Genomic DNA, 24,244 nt, shown 5'->3' on the forward strand with positions numbered 1-24,244 from the left:
CAAACACGACAAGCGCCGTTACAAACGACGCAACAGGATCGAGATCATGTTCGGGCGCCTGAAAGACTGGCGACGGGGCGCAACACGCTACGACCGATGCCCGAAGGTGTTCCTCTCCGCCGTCGCACTCGCCGCAACCGTCATGTTCTGGCTATGAAACGAGAACGAGTCCTGACCCTAGCTCGGCTTCATCGCGCGGCCTTGGCCCGCACAAAACGCGCGCCACGAATGCAGTTTCGAGAGGCTGCATCTCTGACTGGTTGTCTTTGTCGCTGAGCCGCAGCCCCACCGATGGTCCACAGCCCGGGGTGCAAGCCGAGCCGCCTCCCAAGCCTTCCCCGCCCAGCCGTTGACCCGATGGCACACCCCAAGACGAGCACCACAGCCCGACCAGCAGCCGCCGATGGATCGAGGTCCGCTCAGGCAGGTAGCCTGACGCTACCATTCCAAAGCGGCAATAGCCGAGGACCGCAGCCTTGACCGGTTGCGCGCACCACCAAGCCGATGGAGGCCCACGCCGTGCCGTCCTGTGAATGGCGGGCGCCCCAGTCCCGGATGGCTCGCCTTCATCGCGCGGCGGTGACCACACCCATCGCGCCCCGCACTGCCACCAAACCGGGTGCCACAGCCTCTGACCGCTCACCCGCCCAGCCGTGGCCCGTCCTGCGTCGTGGCGATCCACTGTGCTGGGTCTTGCCGCTCACCTGCGCAGCCGTAGCCCTCCCCCATCTCACGCCCCCAAGGCGAGGGCCGACCACCTTACCGGCGTGCCGATCACCCCACGCACAGCCTGACGCATGGCGCGCCGCGCGCTCGGTCGCCCTTCGGTATGCAAGGCGCCGGTCCTCATGAACCGGGCAGCCGCAGCCGTTTGTGCGCGCGATGCGACCGGCCCGCCGCTGCTGGCCCCTCATCAACGCGGCAGGCAAGCCACACGCATCGGCGCATCGCCCTTGGCAGCCTGCCCCGGACTGCGCTAGGCTGGCGGCGCATCTGCATGAGGTCGCCATGATCCGATATGAATATCGCGCCATCCCCGCCCCGGCGCGCGGCGACAAGTCGGGCGGGCATCGGTCCACGGCCGACCGCTTTGCCTTTGCCATCGAAACCGTGCTGAACCAGATGGGCCAGGACGGCTGGGATTATCTGCGCGCCGACACGCTGCCCTGCGAAGAACGCAGCGGCCTGACCGGGCGGCAGACGCAGTTTCACAACCTGCTGATCTTTCGACGCGCGCTGCCGGTGCCCGGCGATGTCGCGGCCGATGCCCACACCGATCGCCTGCCCGACGCCCTGGCGGTGCTGACCGCAGGCACGGCGACACAGCCCGACACGACGGCGCCGATCCAGCCGCCCCACCCGACCGAGCCGCCCAAGGGCCATGACTATGACCCTGACCGCCCTGTCCCTGCGGGTGAGCGGTTCTTTGATGCCGAGGACGCGCCCTTGCAGCTTGACCCGCAGAACCGCACCGATCAGCCCAAACCCTGATCAAAGGGCCACATCGGGCGCGGACGGTGGTGGTTGTCCAGCGCGGTCAGGTTCTGGCAGACCGCGCCATCGGTCAGCGCCATCACCGCGCGGCGCGGCAGGGCGTGCAGATCGGGCGACAGGTAGCCTGATTTCACCACCAGCAGATCGGCCCCGGCGACCTCCAGCCCAAGCGCCGCGAAATCGGCCGGGTCGTGAAACGGCCTGCGCCCCGCGCACAGCACCAGCCGGATCGCACCCAGCCGCGCCACGATCAGATCACCGACGGCCTGCCAGCCCTCGGGGCACAGGGTGACGCGCGGGCCGCCGCCGCCCAGATCGCCACCGACCGTGACCACGCGCGCACCCTGCGCAAGCGCTGCGCAGGCCTTGGGCGCGGCGATCCCCGCGATGATCGTCGGGCGCGACCAGCCGCGCGCGATCAGCGCCGCCAGCACATCGGCGCGGTCGCCGACGCCGCCCGCCGTCGGATTGTCGCCGCTGTCGGCCAGTGTGGCCGGGCCGGGATCGGCCGCCAGCCGGTCCAGCAGGATGTCCAGCGGCGCGGTTTCCATGTCGAAATCCAGCCGGTCGCGGGCAGCGCGGTAATCGCGCGCGATGGAATGCGCCACCGCCAGCCCGGCTTCCGGGTCTGTGCAAGTGACGACTGCGCAGGCCCCGGCACGCGGGCTGTCGGCCCAGGCATAGCCGATCATCAGGTTCGCATCGCAAATCCCCGGTTGTGCGTCATAGCCGGACAGCCCCGCATAAAGACTGCGGCAGGGTTCCACCCAGGTCGAGGACATCTCGCCCGGCACCAGGATCGGCACCGGCACGCGCACCACTTGGGGGCGCGGCCCACCCGACAGCGCCTGAATCAGCATCCGCGCGGCGCGGGCGCGGGTCTCGGCCTGATCGGTGTGGGGGGCGGTGCGAAAGGCGGCAAAGGCGTCGACCGCCCCGGTGATACGGTCGGTGATCTGCCCATGCAGATCCCAGGCCGAGCTGATGATCGCCCCCGGCCCGACCAGATCGCGGATCGCGGTGATCAGGTCACCCTCGGGGTCATCGACGCCCGGCACGAAATAGGCGCCGTGAAGGATCAGCAGCACCCCGTCCAGCGGCATCGCGGCGCGAAGCCCGTCCAGAAACGCAGCCTTTTGCGCGGCAAAGACCGCCGGATCGACCGGCCCGCCGGGCGTCGCGCGGTCGTGAAAGATCGGGATCGGGGTGATGCCATGGGCCGCGAAATCCACCCCCGCCATCGCCACCAGCGCATCGCCCGTGGTGCGGCGGAAGTCGCCCGCGCGCTGCCACAGCGGCGAATAGGATGAGGCCTCGGTATGGATGCCGCCAATCGCCACCCGCATCATCGCCCCCTTGCGCCGCTAACCCGGCAGCGCCGCCAGTCGCAAGTCGTCATCCAGCGCGATCACATCGGCCAGCGCGGTGCCCGGCCCGATCAGCAAGGGCGCCAGCCCCATCGCCTGACGCGGAATGTCGGTCGCCATGGCGATGCAGCGTTCCAGCGCCAGCCCGGTCATCCGGTGCAGCCGCGCAAGGCTCTCGACCATGTCGATATGCGCCCCGGCCAGCGAGCCTTCGGTGTTCACCAGCCGCCCGTCCTGCACGCTGATGTCCATGTCATACAGGCGGAACCGGTCCGGCCCACCGACCGTCGGCATCGCATCCGAGACAAGGAAGGTGCGGTCCGGGCGCGGCCGCGCGGCCAGGGTGATCGCCAGCATCTCGGGCGCGACATGGATGCCATCGGCGATGATGCCGCACCAGGCATCCGACAGGATCGCCGCCGCGATCATTCCCGGATCGCGCGATGTCATCTGCGGCATTGCGTTGAAAAGATGGGTGAACATGCGCACGCCGTCATTCATCGCCTGCCGGGCCTGCATTGCATTGGCCATCGAATGCCCCGCCGACAGAACGACGCCAAGGTGTGCTGCCTCGCGCAGCAGGGCGGGTTCGGCGCGTTCGGGGGCCAGCGTCAGCAGCACCGGCACACGGCCCGCGCGCAGGCGGCGCAGCACCGCCATGGTGCGATCGTCCAGCGGGCGGATGTGGCGCGCGTCATGGGTGCCGCGACGTTCGGGCGACAGATGCGGGCCTTCCAGATGGATGCCGGCGATGCCCGGCTGGCCATGCGCGGCCAAGGCGGCGTCAGCGGCGGCCTCCATCGCTTCGGCGGTGTCGGTGATCAGCGTGGGCAGGATCGCCACCGTGCCAAGGCGGCGATGGGCAGCGGCGATGGCGGCCATGGCCTCGGGCGTGGGGTCGCTGTTCAGCAGCACCCCGCCGCCGCCATTGACCTGAAGATCGGTGCAGCCCGGCATCAGGATCGACACATGGGCATCGGCAGTATCCGCGCCCAAGGGGCGCAGCGCGGTGATCGTGGTGCCGTCGGTCTCGACGGCCAGGCCGGGGTGCAGCGCCCCCCCGACAAACAGGCGTTCAGCAGAGATCAGCATGACGCCCGGTATAATAGGGTTCCAGCGCGCCCGCCACATGCGCCTGCAAGATTGCGCGCGATGGCGGCAGATCGGTCAACCGTGCGGCGCGCGCCAGCGTGGCGGGCGGCAGGTATTGCGACAAAAGCGCAGGTGGCAGCGCGGCGGCGTCGATCGCCGCGCACAGATCATCCACCGCGCGCGCCGCCTGCGGCCAGTAATAGCGGATGCGGTCGGCATAGCCGAAATGGCGCAGCCAGTGCAGGCTGGCCGCATCGCCATGGTAATGGCCGCGCCAAGGGGCGGGATCGGCCAGCATCAGGCCTTCCATCGTGTCCGACAGATGCGGCGTGCCATCCAGCCAGTGCCGGACATGCGACAGCGCATAGGCGGCCTCGCGCCAGGCAAAGGTCAGCGCCGGGCCGACCTTGAGGATGGCAAAGTTGCGCCGCGCCAGATCGGCATAGACGGCGGGCGTCTGGTAATCGGTCGAATGCGCCTCGAAGGCCAGATCGGGGTGATCGGCCAGCACGGGCGACAAAAGGTCGGGCTGGCCCTGGTCAAAGGCCAGCACGCTGGCCGGCGCGAACTCCAGCCCCGGCTGCACGACAAGGCCGCGCACCCGCGACCAGGCGGCATCGGCCCCCGCTGCGGCAAAGGCCGCGCGGTGGGCGGCCAGGGTGGCGGCGGCGGCATCGGGGGCGGTCGGGGTCACGCCCTCGCCATCGTGGCGGGCGCCGCCGGGCGGGGGGACTTCGGTGCCGATGATATAGCTCAGCCGGTTCGGATCGGGTGCCGCGGCCTCTGCCACCACGGCAAGGGTGGCGGCGCGCCCGGCGGCCAGATCGTCGCCCAGCTGCGCCGGTTCGCCCGCGCAGCCCTCGGAGCAATCCAGATGGATCTTGGTGAATCCGGCGCGGACGTAATCCGCGATCATCGCGCCCGCCAGATCCATCGCCCGCTCGGCTGGCTGATCGCGCCAGGCCTGCGGGCCCAGGTGATCGCCGCCAAAGATCACCGGCACATCGGCCAGCCCGTGCCGGTCGGCGATGTCGCGCACGAAGGCGATGAAATCCGCCGGGCGCATCCCGGTATAGCCGCCGAACTGGTTCACCTGGTTCGAGGTCGCCTCGATCAGCGCCGCCCCGCCATGGTCGCGCGCGGCGCGCAGGGCGGCGGCGATCACATCGGGATGGGCCGAACAGACCGAGGGGATCGCGGCCCCCCGTCCCGCCCGCAGCGCGCGGATGATCGTTGTGATCGGATCGGTCATGTCAGAACCCCTGCCCGCGCCATCAGCGCCGCCCCGCGCGCCCCGGAGCTGTCGCCATGGCGCGCGGCGACGATGCGCGGCAGCCGCGCCTGACCCATCCGCAGACGGCTCAGCGCCCGCGTGATCCGGTCGGGCAGGCCCGCGATATTCGACAACCCGCCGCCGATCACGATCACCGCCGGGTCCAGCATCAGTTGCGCGGCATAGGCGGCTTCACCCGCCAGATCGGCCCAGATCGCCATCACCCGTTCCGCCGCCACGTCGCCCGCGGCGGTGGCCGCTGCGACCTCGGCCGGGGCGGTGCGGGCCAGCCCCGCCCAGGCCGCGATCCGCGCAAGGCCGGTGCCCGAGATGTAATTCTCGATGCAGCCGCCGCGCCCGCAGCCGCAGTCCCAGATCGGCAGGCCGTGACGGGCCAACGCGCGGGCAGGCATCCCCAGATGGCCGATCTCGACCGCAAGGCCCGCATGGCGCGGCGGCAGCCCCCCGCCCAGAACCAGCCCCGCCCCGACCCCGGTGCCCAGGATCAGGCCCAGCACGCTGGCCGCGCCATCGCCCGCGCCGCCATGCGCCTCGGACCAGGCGAAGGCCATGCAATCATTGACCAATGGCAGCGCGCGACCCAAGGCCGCCGCCAGTGCCGCGCCGAAATCATGGCCGCTGGCCGGGATGTTCGAGGCGGTGGCGATACCGGTTTCCGGGTCGATCACCCCCGCCATCGACACCGCGACCGGCAGCGCCGGACCCTCCGCCTGCGCCTCAAGCCAGCGGACCTGCCCGGCCAGCGCCGTGATCAGCGCCGCAAAGCTGTCGCGCGGCGTCGGCACGCGGTGACAGGCCAGCGTGTGCATGTCGGCGTCGAAAAGCCGCGCCTCGATCTTGGTGCCGCCCAGGTCGATGGCGCCCGACAGGCCCGGCGTCATGGCACCCACCCATGGATGCGGACCCCGGCGACCACGCGGGTCAGGTTGCGCCCGGCAAAGGGATCGTCGACCGCCAGCCCCAGATCCTGCGACCAGCGATGCGCCAGCACCTGCGCGGGCAGCACATAAAGCGCCGCATCGGCGCTGCTGCCGGTCAGGTCAAAGGCGATGTCGGCCCCTGCCCCGCCAAGGGTCACAACCGCGATCCGCGGAAACTGGTGGCGAATTTCATCTGCCAGATCAATGTCATAGCGCGCAGTCTGCGGGTCGGGATGGATCATCACGAAGACCGATGTATGCGCGTCGACCCCCGCCTTGGGACCATGGCGGAAACCCAGGCTGCTGTCCCATTGCGTCATCGTCGCACCGGCCGTCAGCTCCAGCACCTTCAGCGCGCTTTCCCGCGCGATGCCGGTCAGCGCGCCCGAGCCAAGGAACACCGCGCGGTCGGGGCGCGGCGCGGGGCGGGTCCAGAGATCGGTCAGCAGGCGGGACGCACTGTCAGCCAGCCGGGGCAGCGCGCCCGCCACATCCAGACCGTCATCGAACACCGCCAGCGCCGCGATCAGCATGGACGTAAAGCTGGAGGTCATGGCGAAGCCGCGATCATGCGTCGCCTCAGGCAGGATCAGCGCGCGGGTCTGGCCCGGCCCGAGGCCCTCGCGGGTGGCCAGCGCGCTGGCCGGGTTGCAGGTGACATGCAGCCGGTCCAGATCGGGGCGGTGCCGGTCCAGCAGATCCAGCACCGCCACCGATTCCGAACTGTCGCCCGATCGCCCGAACTGCACCACCAGCGCCCGGCCGGGCCGGTGCAGCGCCAGCCCCGGACTGGCAACCAGATCGGTCGTCGGCAGCGCCGAAACCGGACGCCCCCCCGCGATGGCGCGCGCCACCACCTCGCCCACAAAGGCCGAACTGCCCGCCCCGGCCAGCCAGATCTGGCCGGGATCACGCGCCGCGATCCAGTCGCGGATCCCGGCAACCTGTTCGGGCAGGGTCTGCGCCATGTCCCGCCAGATCGCGGGCTGCTGCATGATCTCGGCGCGGGTGTGGGTCGGCTCGGTCATGGCGTGGCTCCTGTCGGGATGGGGTCGGCTATCACCAGGCGCACCCCGGCGGCCTCCAGCGCGGCGGTCATCTCGGCGCCGGGGGCGCGGTCGGTGACCAGCGCGGCGATGCGGCCCAGCCCGCAGATGCGGTGCAGCCGGGCGCGGCGAAACTTGGTGTGATCGGCGACCACCAGGACACGGGCGGCGGCACCGATCATGGCGCGGGTGATATGCGCCTCATCCTCGGCATAGGTGGATAGGCCGACCTCGGGGTCGATGCTGTCGGCGCCCATCACGAAACTGTCGAAGGCCATGCCCGCCAGGCTGGTCTCTACCAGGCGACCGGTCATTGAGGCGGTCTCGGGCCGGATCAGCCCGCCGGTCAGCATCACCCGGTGGCGCGCGCAGCGCATCGCATTCTGCGCCACCGTCAGCCCCGAGGTCATCACCGCCATCGGTCCCAGCCGGTCATCGCCCAGTTGTTCGGCCAGCATCTCGGCTGTCGATCCGTTGTCGATCAGCACCGCCCGATCCTGCATCAGCAGCGGTACCGTCGCCCGTGCGATGGCGCGCTTGGCCGCCTGATTGGCCAGCCGCCGGTCAGCGGCCAGAGGCGCAATCCCCGACCCCTGATCGGCCAGGGCCAGCGCCAGTTCGATGCGGAAATCGGCAAGGCCGGTATAACCGAAGCCCCGGCAAAAGCGGATCAGCGTGGGTTCCGATGTGCCCAGCCGGGCGCAGATTTCACGCGCGGTCATGCGGATGAAATCGGTCGGGCTGTCGATGACGAAGGCCGCGATCAGCCGCATCTTGGCGGGCAGATCCCGCCGCGCGGCCTGGATCGCCGCCCAAAGCGCTGCCCCGACAATCGGCTGTTGCGCCATCGCCTGTTGCGCCAGTGCCGTCTCCACCTTGCATGCCCCTTATCTTTGCAAAACCAAGCTGATCGCAGGTCATTTGTTTGTCAACCTAAAAGACAGATGCAAAAATATTGGCACAGGTAACATTTTTTGCTGGACAGCCGCGCGCCACACGGTGTTGCATGAACCAGACCGGGGGGAGGAAGACCCGATGCCTGCAAGCCTGCCGCGCGCCCGGGGCGTGCCTTTGGAAATCTGCGTCGACGATGCCGAAGGGCTGTCGGCCGCCCTGTCCGGCGGCGCGGACCAGATCGAGCTTTGCGCCGCGCTTGCCTTAGGCGGGCTGACGCCCTCGGCCGGGTTGGTGGCGCAGGCGGTGCGGCTTGGGCGGGCAGCGGGAGTGCCGATTTTCGCGATGATCCGCCCGCGTCCGGGCGATTTCTGCTATGACGCCGCCGATCTGGAGGTTGCCCATGGCGATCTGGCGGCGGCGCGGGCGGCAGGCGTCGATGGAGTCGTTCTGGGGGTGACGCAGGCCGATGGGCGGCTGGATGGGGCAGCCATTGCGGCCTTGCGCGATGCGGCGGGCGGCTTGCCGATGGTGCTGCACCGCGCCTTCGACCTGGCCCCCGAACCGTTCGAGGCGCTGGAACAGGCAATCGATCTGGGCTTTTGCCGCATCCTTACCTCGGGCGGGGCGGCGACGGCGGTGCAGGGGGCGGACCGTCTGGCGGCCCTGGTCGCCCAGTCGCGCGGGCGCATCCAGATCATGCCCGGCGGCGGGCTGGAGGTCGCGGGCGTGGCCCGGCTGATCGCCACCGGCGCCGATGTCCTCCACGGATCGGCGCGCCAGACCCGGCCCGAGGCGCAAGCGATGGGCAATCTGCGCATCGCAGCCGCCCGCCCCCGCACCTGCCGCGACACGGTGGCGGCGCTCCGGGCCGAAATCGACCGCGTGATCGCGGCGCAGGGGGACATAGCATGAAGGTTGGCATCATCGGTCTTGGCGCGCGGATCGCGGCGCTGCTGCCCCGGTTTCGCGATCATTGCGCGAATTTCGATCTGGTCGCGGTGGCCGACCCCGGCCCCGGCCATCAGGCCCGCCTGAGCGAGGCCGCGCCCGCCCATCACTATGACAACCCCGCCAACATGCTGGCCGCGCATCGCTTTGATCTGCTGATGATCGGCTCGCCCAACCGCTTTCATCTGGACCATCTGGCGCAGGCTCTGGCCAGCGACACGCCGCGCATCTTCTGCGAGAAGCCGGTGGTCGCCAGTCTGGACGAGACACTGGCCGCCGCCCGGCTGATTGCGGCCCATGACGGCATGGCGCGGATCGCGGTCGGCATGGTGCTGCGCTATTCGCCGCTTTATCGCGCTTTGCGGCAGGCCCAGGCCGATGGCCATCTGGGCGACATCATGTCGATCGAGGCCGCCGAACATATCGGCCCCTATCACGGCTCATTCTTCATGCGCGACTGGCGCCGCGACAGCGCAATGTCGGGCGGCTTCATGCTGGAAAAATGCTGCCACGATCTTGACCTTTATCAGGGCGTCGTGGGCGCGCGGGCGGCGCATGTCGCCAGTTTCGGCGGCCGCAAACGCTATGTGCCCGGCGCCCGGCCAACCGGGGATGCCGATTTCCTGTCGGTGATGGCCCCGCGCTGGGGCGGCACGGATGATGCCTTTTCCGGCGCGGGTGATCTGGTCGATTACCAGACCGCGCTGGTCAACTATGAAAACGGCGCGAACCTGGCCTTTCACACCAATCTGAATGTCCCCGATGAGTTCCGCCGTTTTGCGGTGATCGGCACCCGTGGCATGGCCGAGGGCGATTTCATCCGCAACACCTTCCGGCTGACCGATGCGGACAGCGGCGCGCGGCTGGCCGACAGCACGGCCATCGGATCCGGTCAGCAAAAGGGCCATTATGGCGCCGATGACGCGATGGTGGCCGATCTGTGCGCCCATTACGCCGGACGGCTGGACCAGCTTCCGCTGACCGTTACCGACGCGCTTGAGGCCGGGGTGACGGCGCTGGCGATGGATCAGGCCCGCGCCGCACGGCAGGTCGTCGATCTGGCGCCGTTCTGGGCGCGCTATGACGCGGCCCTTGGCCAGGGGGGCGCGGCATGAACGGGGCGCGGCGCGACTGGTTTCCCTATCTGCTGCTGGTCCCGGCGCTGTCGCTGTGCCTTGTGATCGTCGCCTGGCCCCTGTTCGAGACCTTTCGGCTGTCGCTGACCAATGCCTCGATGCGCCCGGCCGAGGATTACGTCCGACTGGACAATTACCGCAAACTGCTGGCGGGGGATTTCTGGCCGATCCTGTGGCGCACGCTGGCCTGGACGGCGCTGTCGGTCAGCCTGAAGATGATCCTGGGCACCATCGGCGCGGTGCTTCTGAACGCGATGGTGCCGGGGCGCGCGGCGTTCCGGGTGCTGGTGATGCCGCCCTGGATCGTGCCGATCGCCATCGGCGTGTTCATGTGGGCCTGGATCTACAACGGCCAGTTCGGGATGATTTCCGGCCTTGGCCAACGCTTTGGCCTGCTGGATGGCCCGTTCGAGTTTCTGGCCTATCGCAACTCGGCCTTCATCGCCACCATCGTCACGGATGTCTGGATCGGCACGCCGCTGGTGTCGCTTTACCTGCTGGCAGCGATGCAATCGATCTCGCCCGACCTGTATGAGGCCGCATGGACCGATGGCGCGGGGCGGTTCTACCGGTTTCGGCGCATTACCTTGCCGCTGATCCTGCCGGCCATGGCCACCATGGCGCTGCTCTCGACGATCTGGACGTTCAACAGTTTCGACATCATCTGGATCCTGACGCAGGGCGGGCCGCGCGGATCGACGACGACGATGATCATCGACACCTACAAGACCGCCATTTCCCGCTTTCGCTATGGCGAGGGCGCGGCGCGGGCGGTGATGATCCTGATGTTCCTGGCGGCCTTCAGCGCGGTCTATCTGACGCTGCTGCTGCGGCTGACGCGCAAGCATCGCGACACGGGGGGCCAGCCATGAGCGACCGCATGATCCACCGTTACCGGCTGCGCGAAAAGCTGGCGATCTACGCGGGCATGGCGCTGTTCCTGGTCTTTCTGCTGGCCCCCTTTGTCGAGGCCTTCATGGTCTCGCTGCGGCCCCTGCCCGAGATCTTCCGCATCCCCTATCGGTTCATCACCGACGACATGAGCTTTGACAATTATCGCCGGATCTGGACCAGCCAGCCGATGCTGTGGCGCTGGATCCTGAACAGCTTTGGCATCGCGGTCGGCGTCACGGCCCTGTCGATGGCCTGTTCGGTGCCCGCCGCCTATGCCTTTGCGCGCTTCCGCTTTCGGTTCCGCGACAGCCTGCTGGCGATGTTTCTGGGCGTGTCGATGGTCGGCGCGGCGGTGCTGATCATCCCGCTGTACAAGCTGATGCTGGCGCTTGGCCTGCTGAACACCTACGCGGCGCTGATCATTCCGGGCGCGGCCTTCACCGTGCCCACCGGCATCTTCCTGATGCGCAGCTATTTCCTGCGCATCCCGCGCGAGCTGGAGGAAGCCGCCTGGGTCGATGGTGCCAGCCGCCTTTACACCCTGCGCCGGGTGATCCTGCCGATCGCCACGCCGGGCATGGTGGTGGTGGCGATCACCACCTTCATCGCCGCCTATGCCCAGCAATTCCTGTTCGCGCTGACCTTCAATTCGCGCGGCGAGCTGAACCCGCTGCCGGTCGGGCTTTACCAGTTCTTCGGTCATCAGGAAGTTCGCTGGAACGAACTGATGGCCGCCAGCCTGGTCGGCATCCTGCCGGTCATGCTGATCTATGTCTTCCTGCAACGCTACATCGTCGCCGGGCTGACCGCCGGCGCGGTCAAGGAATGACACCGAACGGTCGCCAACAATGGGGAGTTGAAACGACATGACCATCCGCATGACCATCCTGGCCTCGACCGCACTGATCGCGCTGGCGGGGGCGGCACAGGCTGCCGAGGAGCTGCATATCATCAACTGCGGCGCCGATACCGAGGGACAGGCCCCCGTGCAGGCCGAACATATCAAGGAATGGGAGGCCGCGAATGCCGGCTATAGCGTTCGGGTCGAGTTCCTGCCCTGGGAGCAATGCCAGGAAAAAGCCCTGACGCTGGCCGCCGCGGGCACGCCGCCGGCTGCGGCCTATATGGGCAGCCGGGTGCTGAAGCAACTGGCCGCCGCCGAGCAGATCCTGCCGTTCCAGATGTCGGACGAGGAAATGGCCACCTATGAACCCTCGGTCATCGCCACCGCGCAGTTCGACGGCCAGGTCTGGGGCCTGCCGCGCGCGTTTTCGACCAAGGCGCTTTACTGGAACAAGGATCTGTTCGCCCAGGCCGGGCTGGACATGCCGAACGGCCCGACCACCTTTGACGAGTTGCTGACCGCCGCGCGCGCGATCACCGAAAAGACCGGGGCCAAGGGCTTTGGGATGCCCGCCGCCGACATGGACAACACCTTCCATGAGTTCCTGAACTTCCTCTATTCCAACGGCGGTCAGGTGGTCGATGCCGAGGGCAAGGTGGCCTTCGACAGCCCCAACAATGTCGAGACGCTGAAGTTCTATCAGGAGCTGGCGAAATACGCCCAGCCCGGCCCGATCGCCTATGATCGCGGCAAGCTGGAACCGCTGTTCAAAGAGGGTCAGGTGGCGATGTATACCTCGGGCGCCTGGGGCCGGACCAAGGCCGAGGGCGTGAACTTCGGCGTGGCCCCGATCCCCGCCGGGCCGCAGGGCCAGCATTCGACGCTGCTGATCACCGACAGCCTGGTGGTGTTCAAGGGCACCGGCAAGGAGGAGGCGACCACCAGCCTGGTCAAGTTCCTGACCGCGCCCGACCGTCAGGCGGCCTTCGACAAGGCCGGCGGCTGGACCCCGATCCGCCAGGGCGAGGGCGCGCAGGCGCTGATCGCGGAAGACCCGAACTGGAAGCCCTTCATCGAAGCCGTGCCCGCCGGTGGCCCCGAGCCGCTGATGCAGGATTACGTCGCCATGCAGGATGCCGCCATCGACGGGATCCAGGCGCTGATCGAGGGTGAGATCACCCCCGAGGAGGCCGCCAAGCAGATCCAGGACGGCCTGACCGCGCTGAACTGACACCCCAGGCGCGGGCCGGGATCGGCCCCGGCCCGCGCCATCACCCGCAGCGAAAGGACCATGATGGGACAGGTGCAACTGACCGGCGTCACCAAGGATTACGGCGCCGCCCGCGTCATCCACCCCACCGACCTGACGATCCCCGAAGGTGAGTTCGTGGTGTTCGTCGGCCCCTCGGGTTGCGGCAAATCCACCATGCTGCGCATGATCGCCGGGCTGGAAAGCATCTCGGCGGGCGAGATCCGCATCGACGGCAAACGGGTGAATGACCTGCCCCCGGTCGACCGCGGCATTGCCATGGTGTTCCAATCCTATGCGCTTTACCCGCATATGAGCGTCTTTGAAAACATTGCCTTTCCGCTGCGCGTCGCCCGTCTTCCGCAGGCCGAGGTGACCGCCCGCGTCCGGCGCGCGGCCGAGGTGCTGAAGCTGGAAAATCGCCTTGAGCATCGCCCCGGCGCGTTGTCGGGCGGCCAGCGTCAGCGCGTCGCCATCGGACGCGCCATCGTGCGCGAACCCGCCGTGTTCCTGTTCGATGAACCGCTGTCGAACCTTGATGCCGCGCTGCGCACCGAAATGCGGGTCGAGCTGTCGCGGCTGCATGGCCAGCTTGGCAACACGATGATCTATGTGACCCATGATCAGGTCGAGGCGATGACCATGGCCGACCGCATCGTGGTGCTGAACGCGGGCCGCGTGGCGCAGGTGGGCAGCCCGCTGGATCTGTATCACCGCCCGGCCAACCGCTTTGTCGCGGGTTTCATCGGCAATCCCAACATGAACTTCCTGCCCGCGACGGTCGTGCAGGCGGATCAGGATGGCGTGCGGGTGGCGCTGACGGGCGCGGGCGAACATCTGCTGCCGGTCGATCCGGGCGCGCTGCGCCCGGGCGATGCCGTCAGCCTGGGCATCCGCCCCGAGGATCTGCGCCCCGTCGATACCGGCGCGCTGCGGGCCATGCCCGAAGTGGTCGAACATCTGGGCGCCAGCACCGTGGTTCATGCCCGCGCCGAGGTTGGCGTCAGCCTCTGCCTGATCGCCGACGGCACGACCGCCATCCGACCGGGCGCGCCCGTGGCGCTGGAGTTCGATCCCGCCGATGCGCATCTGTTCGACGATCAGGGCCGCGCCCTGCCCCGCCGCCGGGTGCCGCAGATCCTGCCGCCCGGCGCGATCTAGCGGATCGCCGGGAAATAGCCCGCCGGTGAGAGCGGCACCCGATCCGCCGCCGCCCCCGCGCCCAGCAGCACCACCTGCGGGCCGGTCCAGCCTGTCGGGCGCGGCGCGCCCGCCAGCACCCGCGCCAGCAGATCGGCTGCCATCTGCCCCTGCGCCACCGGATCGTCAAAGGGCGCCGCCGCCACCTGCCCGCCCGCCAGCCCCCGGCGCACCGAATGGCTGACATAGCTCGCCGCCAGCAGCGGGCGCGGCTGGTCGGGATGGGCGGCCAGATAGCCCATCGCCGCCTCGATCGCGGGGGCGCTGCCGATCAGGATGTCGGGCGGCGGGCCTTCGGCAAAAACCCGCGCGACGGCGGCGAATTGCTGACGCAGCCCGGTATCGGCGGCATGGACCGCGACGATCTGCACCGCCGAGCCTGCCAGTCCGGCGCGCAATCCGCTTTCCAGCGGCGCGACCCAGCCGGATTCCGGCGGGCCCGAGATCAGCACCGCCCGCCGCACAGGTTGCCCCGCAGGCGCACCCCCCGCCAAAGCCCGCCCCAGCACCTGCCCCATCACCCGCCAATCCACGCCGATGGCACCGCTCAGCCCGCTGAAATGCAGCTCATTGACCAGCGCCACCACCGGCACCCGCGCCGCCGCCCGGTCCAGCGCGGCGATCAGGTCGGGGTGATCCGAACTGACCGCGCCGATCAGGATCGCCGCCGCGCCGCCCGATACGCAATCATCGATCTGCGCGATCTGTCGGTCGCGGGCGCGGTAGCCGCCGGCTTCGTGCAGGGTCAGATCCATCCCCAGATCGCGCGCGCGGCTTTCCAGGCCAAAGCCCACGCTCAGCCAGTATTCATCCTTGAAATGCGGCACCAGCACGCAGACCGGGGCGGCGGCAAGGCTGGTCGCGCCCGTCAGTGCCACGCCAAGTGACAGCGCGATTGCGCGGGCGATGCGGGCTGCGTAACAGGGGTTCATGCGCAACCTTCGTCTGGATTCGCGGCTTTATCTGTTGCTGGCGCTGTTGGCGGCGCTGGTGATGATCGTCGGCGGTCTGGCGGTCGGCGTCAATCACCTGCTGATCCGCGGCCATCAGGCGATGCTGAACGATGCGCTGCCCTTTGCCGAACGCAGCGGCGCGCTTGAGGCGGCATCCAGCCGCGCGGCGTGGGCGGCAACGGGGATCGAACATGCCGCCGATCCGGCGGGCCTGACGCGTGCCGCGGGCGACATGGCCGCGGCGCTGGATCAGCTTGAGGCCGCCTATGCCGGGCTGGCGGGCGCGGGCAGCGGCGCCGATTTCGCCGCCCTGCGCGCCGATCTGGCGGCGTTGACCCGGGCCGCACAGGACGACATCACCCAGACCGGCGCGCTTGACCGGGCCAGCCGTGATCTGGACCGGCCGCTGTCGGCGCTGGATGATCTGCTGGCCGCGCAGACCGAACTGGCGCGGGTGCGGTTGACGGCCGGGATCGCCGATCTTCACGCCGGCGCGATGCCCGATCCGCGCAGGGGCTTGGACGATCTGGCCGATGACGCGCTGTTCGCCTTTGAACGCACGATCGAAACCGCCCGCGCCGCCGAGGTGATGCGCCACAGCGCGCGGGCGGTGATGGCCGCCCCTGATGCCGCCGCCATCGACACCGCCCGCGCCCATTTCGCCGAGGCGCTGGACCAGGCAGTGATGCGTCTGGATTACCTGCCGACCGCCCCCGCGCGCGCCGAGGCCGGGGCAGCCCTGGCGGCGCTTGGCGCGGCGCTGAACGGTGACGGGCTGTTTCAGCACCGCCTTGACGGGCTGGCTGCGGGGGCCGTGCGCGACCGTGCGCTGGCGCGGCTGCGCGGCGATATCGCGCAGGTGCAGATCGCCGTGCGCGATGTGGAAATCGCCGCGCAGCAAGGCCAGTTGGCGCGGCTGGCGCAAGCGGCGCGGCAATCGCAGCGGCTGTTCTGGGGGATGCTGGCTGCCGTCGCGGCGGCGCTGGCGGCGGTGGTGGCGCTGGTGATCTATGCCCGCGCGCGGCTTGTCGCGCGGCTGGGCCATGTCGCCGCGCGGCTGGTCACAGTGGCCCAGGGCGATCTGGGCCAGCCACTGCCGATCAGCGGCGCCGATGCCATCGGCGGCATCGAACAGGCGCTGAACGCCCTGCGCCTGCGCGCCGCCGAGGCCCAGGCCCTGCGCGGGCAGCTTGAACAGGCGGTCGAGACCCGCACCCGCGAACTGGTGCAGGAGATGGCCGCGACCGAGGCCGCCCGCGCCCAGGCCGAGGCCGCCGCCCGCGACCAGGCGATCTTCACCGCCCGCATGAGCCATGAAATCCGCACGCCGCTGAACGGGCTGATCGGAATGCTGGCGCTGATCGAGCCCGCCTCGGAGGCCGAGGGCGAGCGGCTGCGGCTGGCGCGCGGCGCCGCCGATGATCTGTTGCAGATCGCCAACGACATCCTTGCCCTGACCGCGCCCGATGGTGCGTCCAGCCCCGCCCCGGTGCATTTCCGGCTGCGTGACCTGATCGCGCAGGTGCAGGCACCGATGGCCGCGCTTGCCGCGCAAAAGCGCCTGCATTTGGACGTCGACCTGGCCGACGGCGCGCCCGAAGTGGTGCAGGGCGATGCCGTCCGCATTCGTCAGGTGCTGACGAACCTCCTGTCGAATGCAGTGAAATATACCGATGCCGGGCGGGTCGCGCTGCTGGTCGATCACGCCCCCGGCCCGGACGGCCAGCCCGTCCTCAGCTTTGCGGTGACCGATACCGGCCGCGGCATGAACCCCGATCAGGCGGCGCGGGCATTCCAGGATTTCAGCCGCGCCGACTGGACGCGCCGCGCCGGGATCGAGGGCAGCGGCCTGGGTCTGGCCATCGCGCGCCGCCTGACCGAGGCGATGGGCGGCGCGCTGGATCTGCACACCGCGCCGGGCGTCGGCACCCGCGTCACCCTGACCGTGCCGCTGGCGATCGGTGATCCGGCCCGTATGTCTGCGCCGGATGACCCTGCCCCCACCGCCCGCCACGGCCTGCATGTGCTGGTGGTCGAGGATCACCCCGTCAACCGGCTGGTGGTGCGCGCCTTTCTGGATCGGCTGGGCTGCCGTGTGACCGAAGCCGAGGATGCGGCCGGCGCGCTGCGCGTCGATGCAACGGTCGATCTGGCGTTGGTCGATCTGGACCTGCCGGACCGTCCCGGCCAGACGGTGATCGCGGATCTGCGCGCCCGCCAGCCGGATCTTCCGGTGGCGGCACTGACCGCGCATTCGCTGGCCGATGACGCGGCGACCCGCGCCCGTCTGGGCGTGGTCGCGGTGCTGCAAAAGCCGGTCTCGCCCCGCGCCCTGGCCGATCTGCTGGCCGGGCTGGCACCAGATGCGCCGGATGGCGTGGCCGCGACCTTGGCGCGCGACCGCGACCAGATCGGGACCGAGACGGTGGCGGCGCTGATCGCGGCCTTTCTGGACGATCTGCCCGGCGCGGTCGCGGCGATCCTGTCCGCCGAAGGCCAGGCCCGCGGGCGGGCCGCGCATCGGTTGAAGGGTGCTGCGTCGAACTTTGGCCTGTCCGATCTGTGCGACCATCTGGCGCGGATCGAGGCCGAACCGGCAGCGCTGGACGACACCGCCCTGCGCCAAAGCGCCGACACGACCCGCGCCGCCCTGCGGGCTGCCGCCCGGGGTCAGGGCATCGCGCTGCCCGATGAGGGGTCGGAAACCAGCCGATAGCCCGCGCCATGGATCGTCAGGATCAGCCCCGGCGCAACCGGATCATCGCCCAGCTTGCGCCGCAGCCGCCCGATCACCACGTCGATCACCCGCCCCGCCGCACGCTGCCCCTCGCGCCCGATCGCCTGCGCGATGCGGTCGCGCCCCAAGGTCAGCCCCGGATGATCGGCCAGCACCGCCAGCACGTCGTATTCCTGCCCGGTCAGGGTCACGACCTGAACCGGTGACACCAGCCTGCGGCGGATCCTGTCGAACCGCCACGGCCCGATCATGTCGACTGGCGCCGGACCCGCCGGGGCCTGACCGATATCGGCAATCCGCGCCAGCAGATTCTTGACCCGCGCCGCCAGTTCGCGCGGGTCAAAGGGCTTGGTGACGTAATCATCCGCCCCCATTTCCAGCCCGACGATCTTGTCGACCTGATCGCTGCGCGAGGTCAGCAGGATGATCCCCACCCGCGAATTGGCGCGCTGTTCGCGGGTGATCGTCAGCCCGTCCTTGCCATCCAGATTGATGTCGACCAGCAAAAGCTCGGGCGGGTCGTCGGCGATCACCGCCTCCATCGCGGTGGCGTCGCTGACTTCGGTCACGCGGTGGCCCTGCTGGCGCAGATAGGCGGCCAGCCGCATCCGCGTCACCCGGTCATCCTCGACGATCAGCAGATGGGCCTTGGTCATGGCGGTCTTTTACATCCTTTTACAGGATCGAACAGCAGAAGTTGGGACAAATCAACGCGCCAGATGCCGCAGGCAGCACAGACTGGCCGCAACACCAAAGACAGGAGATCCCGATGACCTTTGCATCCCCCACCCGCCGCGCCTTTCTGCAAGGCGGGCTGACCGCCGTCAGCCTGGGCACGCTGATGCGCGGCACCGCCCTGGCCGCGATCGACCCCAACAGCTTTTCGGGCCGCATCTTCAGCGCCAGCCATTATGGCCCGTTCGAGGCCGTGGTGCGCGACGGCCGTCTGGTCAACATCAACGCGATGATGGAACTGGATCAGCGCCCAACCGAAATGCTGATGTATGGGGTGCAGGATCGCGTCTATGACAAGACCCGCATCGCCGGGCCGATGGTGCGCAAATCCTATCTGGAGGGCTGGCAGACCGGCGACACCAAGCCCGAGCTGCGCGGCAAGGAGCCGTTCGTCCAGGTCGACTGGGATACCGCCTACAAGCTGGCGGCCAAGGCCATCGTCGATACCGCCGCCGAACATGGCAACAACGCCATCTTCAGTTCGTCCTATGGCGGCTGGAGCCACGCCGGCCTGATGCGCCCCAACGTGCTGCAAGGCCGCCTGTTCAACCTGATCGGCGGCTGCACCATCACCCAGGGCGACTGGTCGGCCGGTGCCAGCCAGATCAGCCTGCCGCGCGTCATCGGCGATATGGAGGTCTATTCCGCCCAGACCGCCTGGGAGGTGATCCGCGACAACACCGAGGTGTTCGTGCTGGTCGGCTGCGACCCGATCAAGAACAACCGCATCGAATATACCGTGGCCGATCACGGCATGTATGGCCCGTGGGAGCAGATCCGCGACAACGGCTGCAAGTTCATCAGCATCAACCCGCAAAAGACCGCCTCTGACATCTATCTGGATGCCGAATGGGTGCGGATCGTGCCCAATACCGATGTCGCGCTGTTCCTGGCCATGGCCCATCATGTGCTGGACAAGGGCCTGCAGGACGATGCCTATCTGGCGAAATACACCGTCGGGTCCGACAAATGGATCGCCTATGTCAAAGGCGATGACGGCACCCCCAAGACGCCCGACTGGGCCGCCGCGATCACCGGCATTCCCGCCGACAAGATCCGTGAACTGGCCGAGCTGATGGCGACCTCGCGCACCGAAATCGCCGGGGCCTGGTCGCTGCAACGCGCCCATCACGGCGAGATGACGCATTGGGCGATCATCAACTTTGCCGCGCTGATCGGCAAGATCGGCAAACCCGGCGAGGGCGTGGGCTTTTCCTGGCACTATGGCAATGGCGGGATGCCGCAATCAGGCAAGGGCACGCCGGCGGGCCTGAGCCAGGGCAAGAACCTGGTCAAGGACATCTGCCCGGCCTCGCGCATCACCGAAATGCTGGAAAACCCCGGCAAGACCTTTACCTATAACGGCATCGAGCGAACCTATCCGGCGATCCGCATGATCTACAACGCCGGCAACAACTTCATGTCGCACCAGCAGGATACCAACCGGCTGATCAAGGCGCTGGAAGGGGTCGAGACGATCATCAGCCAGGACGTCTGGTGGACCGCCGCGACCCGCTGGGCCGACATCGTGTTCGCCGCAACCTCGACGCTGGAACGCGACGACATGTCGGTGGGCGGCACCTATTCCAACGACCGCATCTATGCGATGAAAAAGGTGATCGAGCCGGTGGGCGATGCCAAATCGGATTTCGACATCTTCGCCGAACTGGCGGATTATCTGGGCGTGCAGACGGCCTTCCTTGAGGGCGAGCAATTCCCCGAATACATGGACATTCTGCGCTTTGCCTATGAAAAGACCGGCGCCGCCCAGGACGTGCCCTTCGACGAGTTCTGGGAGCGCGGCTACGCCTGGCAAAAGGCCCCGCCCGAGGCCCGCAAATGGGTGCGGCACGGCGATTTCTATACCGACCCCGAGGCCAACCACCTGCATACCGAATCCGGCAAGATCGAGATGTTCTGCAATCAGATCGCCGCACTGAACATCGACGATTGCCCCGGTATGCCGGTCTGGCAGGAACCCCACGAATATCTGGGCAATGCCGCCGAGGGTCAGCTTCACGTCGTCAGCCCCCACCCCTGGTTCCGCCTGCACAGCCAGATGGGCAACAGCGAACGGCTGCGCGAGCTTTACATGGTTCAGGGCCGCGAGCCGGTGCGCATCAACCGCCAGGACGCCGAGGCGCGCGGCATTGCCGATGGCGATCTGGTCGAACTTTACAACGACCGCGGCACGGTGATCGCGGGCGCGGTGGTCAGCGACGACATCATGCCGGGGGTGGTGTCGATCTATGAAGGCGGCTGGCCGCAACTGGACAGCAAGGGGCGCTGCAACTCGGGTCTGGTGAACTTTGTCACTTCGACCCAGGCGTCCTCGGGGCTGAGTGCGGCGACGACGGCGAACACCTGTCTGGTGTCGATGCGCAAATGCACCGATCCCGAAGGCCCGAACCTGGCCTATGAGCCGCCGCAGATCATCGCCGGCGAGCCGCTGGCCGAGATCGACGGCGACCAACTGGGCCTGGATCGGATCTATGATCTGGTGCAAGAGCTTTACGCCCATATGGAGCCGGGCGAGCGCATGTTCTATGAACGCTGCACCGTCTGCCACGGCCCGCGCGACCCGGCCGGGTTTACCCAGCAGCAGTGGAAGGGCATCCTGCCGTCGATGTTTGAACGTGCGGGTCTGGACGACGACCAGCGCCAGATGGTGACCGACTTCCTGATGAAGAACGCCGCCGACGCGATGTAGGCGACCAAAAACAGCCGGGGGCCGCAATCGCGGCCCCCTTTCCATTCGGTGACTAGCCCGCGCCTGGGATCGCCGAACGGCCCCAGGCGGCCACCACACCCGGTTCCGCGTCCCGCTGCACAGCCACCCGCACCGCGTCACACCGGCCATCCCTGCACCGCCAACGCGGGCCGGAGTGGCACCAGCCATCCGCCGCCAGGGCCACCGCCCCAAACCCGCAGGCAGCCGGATCGCCAGCAACCATCCCTGCCCCATCCGCCCCCATGTCAGCCCTGAACCCCGCCCATCAAACGCCCCCGCCAGACCACCCGGCGCACCCCTTTGACGGCGGTCCGAATATTTCAAAAAAGTCACGAAACCCCTCTGGACGCCCCCCAAACCCCTTGCTATACGCCCCCCATGTTCCGGCGTAGCTCAGCGGTAGAGCAGTTGACTGTTAATCAATTGGTCGTAGGTTCGAACCCTACCGCCGGAGCCAAATTTTTCTAACGGCCTGAAAACACTAGATTTGTGAAGTCCACGCCGCAGCGACTGTGAGTGCCGCATGTGTGTGCTTCACAATTCGACCGGAGCTAAGTCCGAAAGGAAGCTCTGATGGGTGTGGCTCGCCACGGATATTTGCAGGCTCTGCCACGGATATTTGCAGGACGTCGATTTTCGTAAACGGCCCGTTTACAACCCAGCAACCCACTCAGAAATCCGTCTCGACATAGTCCGACATGATGTCCCATGCGACGCTGGCGGCAGTCGTGTGGTTGCTGCGCCAGGCGTATTGATAGCTCAGCAGAGTGGTCTGGCCCGGCAGAGCGATGCCGGGCGGGCCGGACAGGGTGCCGGTGGCGACATGACCTGTGTTCAGGCGTGCGACCTCGTAATGCACGATCCCCGCCCCGGGCGGCGCGAACAGGGACAGATCGTAGACGTCGACGCCGGAGGTGTTGCAGGGGAAGTTCGCGCCAAGATCGATAGGCGGCTGGGGGACCGAGCCACCCCAGAAGATCTTGAAGTTGGTGTCCGCCTCGCCGTGGCCCAGGCCGATCAGGTTCGTATGGGCATAGGGATCGATGTTGTTCTGGCTGCTGGTCCAGTAGCCGACCCCGACACACATCCGCTCACATTTGACCCCAACAGGGTCAGAAATCTCGAAACGCCTCTGCCTCAAACACCGGTCCCGGCACTACTCCCTGCCGCCGCATTGATGCGCAGCCCCGCGACGGCCCCGGCGGCCCAATGCGCTGCAACAGGTTGGCGGCTCAATCCAGCGCATCCGCGCCGACCCGACGCGCGCGATTGGCGGCCATGACCTGCCGATTACCCACGCCCCACTTATCCGCTTGCCCCCGGGCCGAACACCCGTTAACGCTTATTCCCGTCGGTTTCCGTAAGGAATTGAAAGGGAATCCGCCGCCTTGTCCTTCGGGCCATGGCGAACCGGAACTGCCCCCGCAACTGTAGGCGGTGAGGGGTGGGCGATCATGCCACTGCGGTCACAATCCGCGGGAAGGCTGCCCAGCTCGACGATCCGCAAGTCAGGAGACCTGCCGACGCAGGAGTTTCAACAAACCGGGCGGGGTGTCCGGGAAGGTGCAAGATGTCCTTTGCCAGCGGTCGCGACGCGGCCCGGTTCCGTCAATTCTGTCCTTTCCGGGCTGCCCTGTGCGGCGGGCTGTGCGGGGTTGCGGCCTTCCGTCCCGTGTCCGGTTCCCCTTTCATGACCGGAGACAGACGATGATCAGACCCATCCTGCTGACGCTTTTCACCACCGCCGCGCTGCCGGCCTTTGCCACCGATTACCCGCTGACCTTGCCCAATTGCGGCGTGGACGTGACCTTCGACAAGGCGCCCGACAGCGCCGTCACCGTGGGTCAGGCTGCGACCGAAATCCTGTATTCGCTGGGCCTTGGCGACAAGGTGAAGGGCACCTCGGTCTGGTTCACCAGCGTCCTGCCCGAGTTCGAGACGCTGAACGCGGGCGTCGAGCGGCTGGCCGACAACGACCCCAGCTTTGAAAGCGTGGTCACCAAGCGGCCGGGCATCGTCGCGATTCAATATGAATGGCATATCGGCCCGCAGGGCATCGTCGCCACGCGCGAACAGTTCCGCGATCTGGGCATCCCGACCTACATCCTGCCCGCCGACTGCGCCGGCAAGGACAATTCCAAGGGCGCGGACGGCACGCGCACGGCGATGTTCTCGACCGAGGGCATCTATCAGGGCGTGACCGAGCTGGCGCAGATCTTCGATGTCGAGGATCGCGGCACGGCGCTGGTCACAGAGCTTCAGGCACGCCAGCAGGCAGCCGTCGACAAGGCCCGCGCGCTGGAGCTGAAGGACGCATCCGCGGTGTTCTGGTTCTCGTCCGCCGAGATGGACGTGGATCCCTATGTCGCTGGTCGCAAAGGCCCGCCCGGCTGGATGATGGAGCAGCTGGGGCTGAAGAACGTCGTCGAAAGCGACGAGGAATGGCCGACCGTCAGCTGGGAGACGATCGCCCGCGCCAACCCCTCGGTGATCGTGGTGGCCCGCATGGACCGCCGCCGGTTCGAGGCCGACGACGTTGAACAAAAGCTGGCCTTTCTCAAGTCCGATCCGGTCGCCAGCCAGATGGACGCGGTGAAGAATGACCGCATCGTGGTGCTGGACGGGCATTCGATGGATCCCTCGATCCGCAACATCGCCGCGCTGGAAACGCTGGCCGAGGCGCTGGCCGGGTTCGACCTGAAGTGAC

General features: G+C 68.1%; 20 protein-coding genes, 1 tRNA gene and 1 riboswitch. Of the genes, 12 read left to right on the forward strand and 9 right to left on the reverse strand.

What is annotated here, in order from left to right; all coding sequences use genetic code 11:
- The coding region (locus ACEYYA_RS14765; RefSeq protein WP_374801716.1) for a transposase at positions 1-157 on the forward strand (157 nt) is incomplete at its 5' end.
- An 851-nt stretch (positions 158-1,008) separates the two neighbouring features.
- Positions 1,009-1,491 (forward strand): DUF4177 domain-containing protein, encoded by a 483-nt coding sequence (locus ACEYYA_RS14770; protein ID WP_374801689.1) that lies wholly within the window; start codon positions 1,009-1,011, stop codon positions 1,489-1,491.
- On the opposite strand, the gene ACEYYA_RS14775 is transcribed toward ACEYYA_RS14770, so the two are convergent.
- From ACEYYA_RS14775 to ACEYYA_RS14800, 6 genes are read right to left on the reverse strand one after another with little or no spacing between them, the layout of a single operon-like run.
- On the reverse strand, positions 1,476-2,840 hold the full coding sequence (locus tag ACEYYA_RS14775; RefSeq protein ID WP_374801690.1) for a M81 family metallopeptidase: 1,365 nt from the start codon (positions 2,838-2,840) through the stop codon (positions 1,476-1,478). The genes ACEYYA_RS14770 and ACEYYA_RS14775 overlap by 16 nt on opposite strands.
- 18 nt (positions 2,841-2,858) lie before the next feature.
- Complete coding sequence (locus tag ACEYYA_RS14780; protein WP_374801691.1) at positions 2,859-3,953, reverse strand: N-acetylglucosamine-6-phosphate deacetylase; 1,095 nt, start codon at positions 3,951-3,953, stop codon at positions 2,859-2,861.
- Entirely contained in the window at positions 3,937-5,205 is a 1,269-nt protein-coding gene (locus tag ACEYYA_RS14785; protein ID WP_374801692.1) for a class II D-tagatose-bisphosphate aldolase non-catalytic subunit, read from the reverse strand. The genes ACEYYA_RS14780 and ACEYYA_RS14785 overlap by 17 nt, the downstream gene beginning before the upstream one ends.
- Positions 5,202-6,128 carry an ROK family protein gene (locus ACEYYA_RS14790; RefSeq protein WP_374801693.1) on the reverse strand — a complete coding sequence of 309 codons (927 nt, stop codon included), beginning with the start codon at positions 6,126-6,128 and terminating at the stop codon, positions 5,202-5,204. Before ACEYYA_RS14790 ends, ACEYYA_RS14785 begins: the two co-directional genes overlap by 4 nt.
- Positions 6,125-7,195, reverse strand: a complete 1,071-nt coding sequence (locus tag ACEYYA_RS14795; RefSeq protein ID WP_374801694.1) for an SIS domain-containing protein — start codon at positions 7,193-7,195, stop codon at positions 6,125-6,127. The genes ACEYYA_RS14790 and ACEYYA_RS14795 overlap by 4 nt, the downstream gene beginning before the upstream one ends.
- The gene (locus tag ACEYYA_RS14800) at positions 7,192-8,088 is read right to left on the reverse strand and encodes a DeoR/GlpR family DNA-binding transcription regulator (protein WP_374801695.1); all 897 of its coding nucleotides are present in this window, start codon (positions 8,086-8,088) and stop codon (positions 7,192-7,194) included. Before ACEYYA_RS14800 ends, ACEYYA_RS14795 begins: the two co-directional genes overlap by 4 nt.
- A gap of 160 nt (positions 8,089-8,248) precedes the next feature.
- Here ACEYYA_RS14800 and ACEYYA_RS14805 point away from each other — a divergent pair, with 160 nt between their 5' ends.
- Genes ACEYYA_RS14805 through ACEYYA_RS14830 form a run of 6 tightly spaced genes read left to right on the forward strand, consistent with a single transcriptional unit; the run spans position 8,249 to position 14,342 of the window.
- Positions 8,249-9,022, forward strand: a complete 774-nt coding sequence (locus ACEYYA_RS14805) for a copper homeostasis protein CutC (RefSeq protein WP_374801696.1) — start codon at positions 8,249-8,251, stop codon at positions 9,020-9,022.
- Positions 9,019-10,173 carry a Gfo/Idh/MocA family protein gene (locus ACEYYA_RS14810; protein ID WP_374801697.1) on the forward strand — a complete coding sequence of 385 codons (1,155 nt, stop codon included), beginning with the start codon at positions 9,019-9,021 and terminating at the stop codon, positions 10,171-10,173. The genes ACEYYA_RS14805 and ACEYYA_RS14810 overlap by 4 nt, the downstream gene beginning before the upstream one ends.
- Entirely contained in the window at positions 10,170-11,066 is an 897-nt protein-coding gene (locus ACEYYA_RS14815; protein ID WP_374801698.1) for a carbohydrate ABC transporter permease, read from the forward strand. Before ACEYYA_RS14810 ends, ACEYYA_RS14815 begins: the two co-directional genes overlap by 4 nt.
- Positions 11,063-11,917 (forward strand): carbohydrate ABC transporter permease, encoded by an 855-nt coding sequence (locus tag ACEYYA_RS14820; RefSeq protein WP_374801699.1) that lies wholly within the window; start codon positions 11,063-11,065, stop codon positions 11,915-11,917. Before ACEYYA_RS14815 ends, ACEYYA_RS14820 begins: the two co-directional genes overlap by 4 nt.
- A 37-nt stretch (positions 11,918-11,954) precedes the next feature.
- Entirely contained in the window at positions 11,955-13,163 is a 1,209-nt protein-coding gene (locus ACEYYA_RS14825) for an extracellular solute-binding protein (RefSeq protein ID WP_374801700.1), read from the forward strand.
- A gap of 60 nt (positions 13,164-13,223) precedes the next feature.
- Positions 13,224-14,342 carry an ABC transporter ATP-binding protein gene (locus ACEYYA_RS14830; protein ID WP_374801701.1) on the forward strand — a complete coding sequence of 373 codons (1,119 nt, stop codon included), beginning with the start codon at positions 13,224-13,226 and terminating at the stop codon, positions 14,340-14,342.
- Here the strand turns inward: ACEYYA_RS14830 and torT are convergent.
- A complete protein-coding gene (torT, locus tag ACEYYA_RS14835; protein ID WP_374801702.1) occupies positions 14,339-15,313 on the reverse strand; it encodes a TMAO reductase system periplasmic protein TorT in 975 nt (324 codons plus the stop codon). The two genes, ACEYYA_RS14830 and torT, sit on opposite strands and share 4 nt — an antisense overlap.
- On the opposite strand from torT, the gene ACEYYA_RS14840 reads away from it, so the two are divergent.
- Positions 15,312-18,050, forward strand: a complete 2,739-nt coding sequence (locus tag ACEYYA_RS14840; protein ID WP_374801703.1) for an ATP-binding protein — start codon at positions 15,312-15,314, stop codon at positions 18,048-18,050. The two genes, torT and ACEYYA_RS14840, sit on opposite strands and share 2 nt — an antisense overlap.
- On the opposite strand, the gene ACEYYA_RS14845 is transcribed toward ACEYYA_RS14840, so the two are convergent.
- Entirely contained in the window at positions 18,005-18,727 is a 723-nt protein-coding gene (locus ACEYYA_RS14845; protein ID WP_374801704.1) for a response regulator, read from the reverse strand. The genes ACEYYA_RS14840 and ACEYYA_RS14845 overlap by 46 nt on opposite strands.
- A 113-nt stretch (positions 18,728-18,840) precedes the next feature.
- Between ACEYYA_RS14845 and ACEYYA_RS14850 the strand changes: the two genes are divergently transcribed.
- Together ACEYYA_RS14850 and ACEYYA_RS14855 are read left to right on the forward strand one after the other, a co-directional pair.
- Positions 18,841-21,516 (forward strand): molybdopterin-dependent oxidoreductase, encoded by a 2,676-nt coding sequence (locus ACEYYA_RS14850; RefSeq protein ID WP_374801705.1) that lies wholly within the window; start codon positions 18,841-18,843, stop codon positions 21,514-21,516.
- Positions 21,517-21,919: 403 nt separating this feature from the next.
- Positions 21,920-21,994 (forward strand) — tRNA-Asn (locus ACEYYA_RS14855).
- Positions 21,995-22,207: 213 nt separating this feature from the next.
- On the opposite strand, the gene ACEYYA_RS14860 is transcribed toward ACEYYA_RS14855, so the two are convergent.
- The gene (locus tag ACEYYA_RS14860) at positions 22,208-22,624 is read right to left on the reverse strand and encodes a hypothetical protein (RefSeq protein WP_374801706.1); all 417 of its coding nucleotides are present in this window, start codon (positions 22,622-22,624) and stop codon (positions 22,208-22,210) included.
- Positions 22,625-22,872: 248 nt separating this feature from the next.
- Positions 22,873-23,076: riboswitch (cobalamin riboswitch) on the forward strand.
- Positions 23,077-23,244: 168 nt separating this feature from the next.
- On the opposite strand from ACEYYA_RS14860, the gene ACEYYA_RS14865 reads away from it, so the two are divergent.
- The gene (locus ACEYYA_RS14865; protein WP_374801707.1) at positions 23,245-24,243 is read left to right on the forward strand and encodes an ABC transporter substrate-binding protein; all 999 of its coding nucleotides are present in this window, start codon (positions 23,245-23,247) and stop codon (positions 24,241-24,243) included.
- Position 24,244: the final 1 nt, after the last annotated feature.

This window comes from Paracoccus zhouxuedongae (genome assembly GCF_041927815.1).
GTDB lineage: Bacteria > Pseudomonadota > Alphaproteobacteria > Rhodobacterales > Rhodobacteraceae > Paracoccus.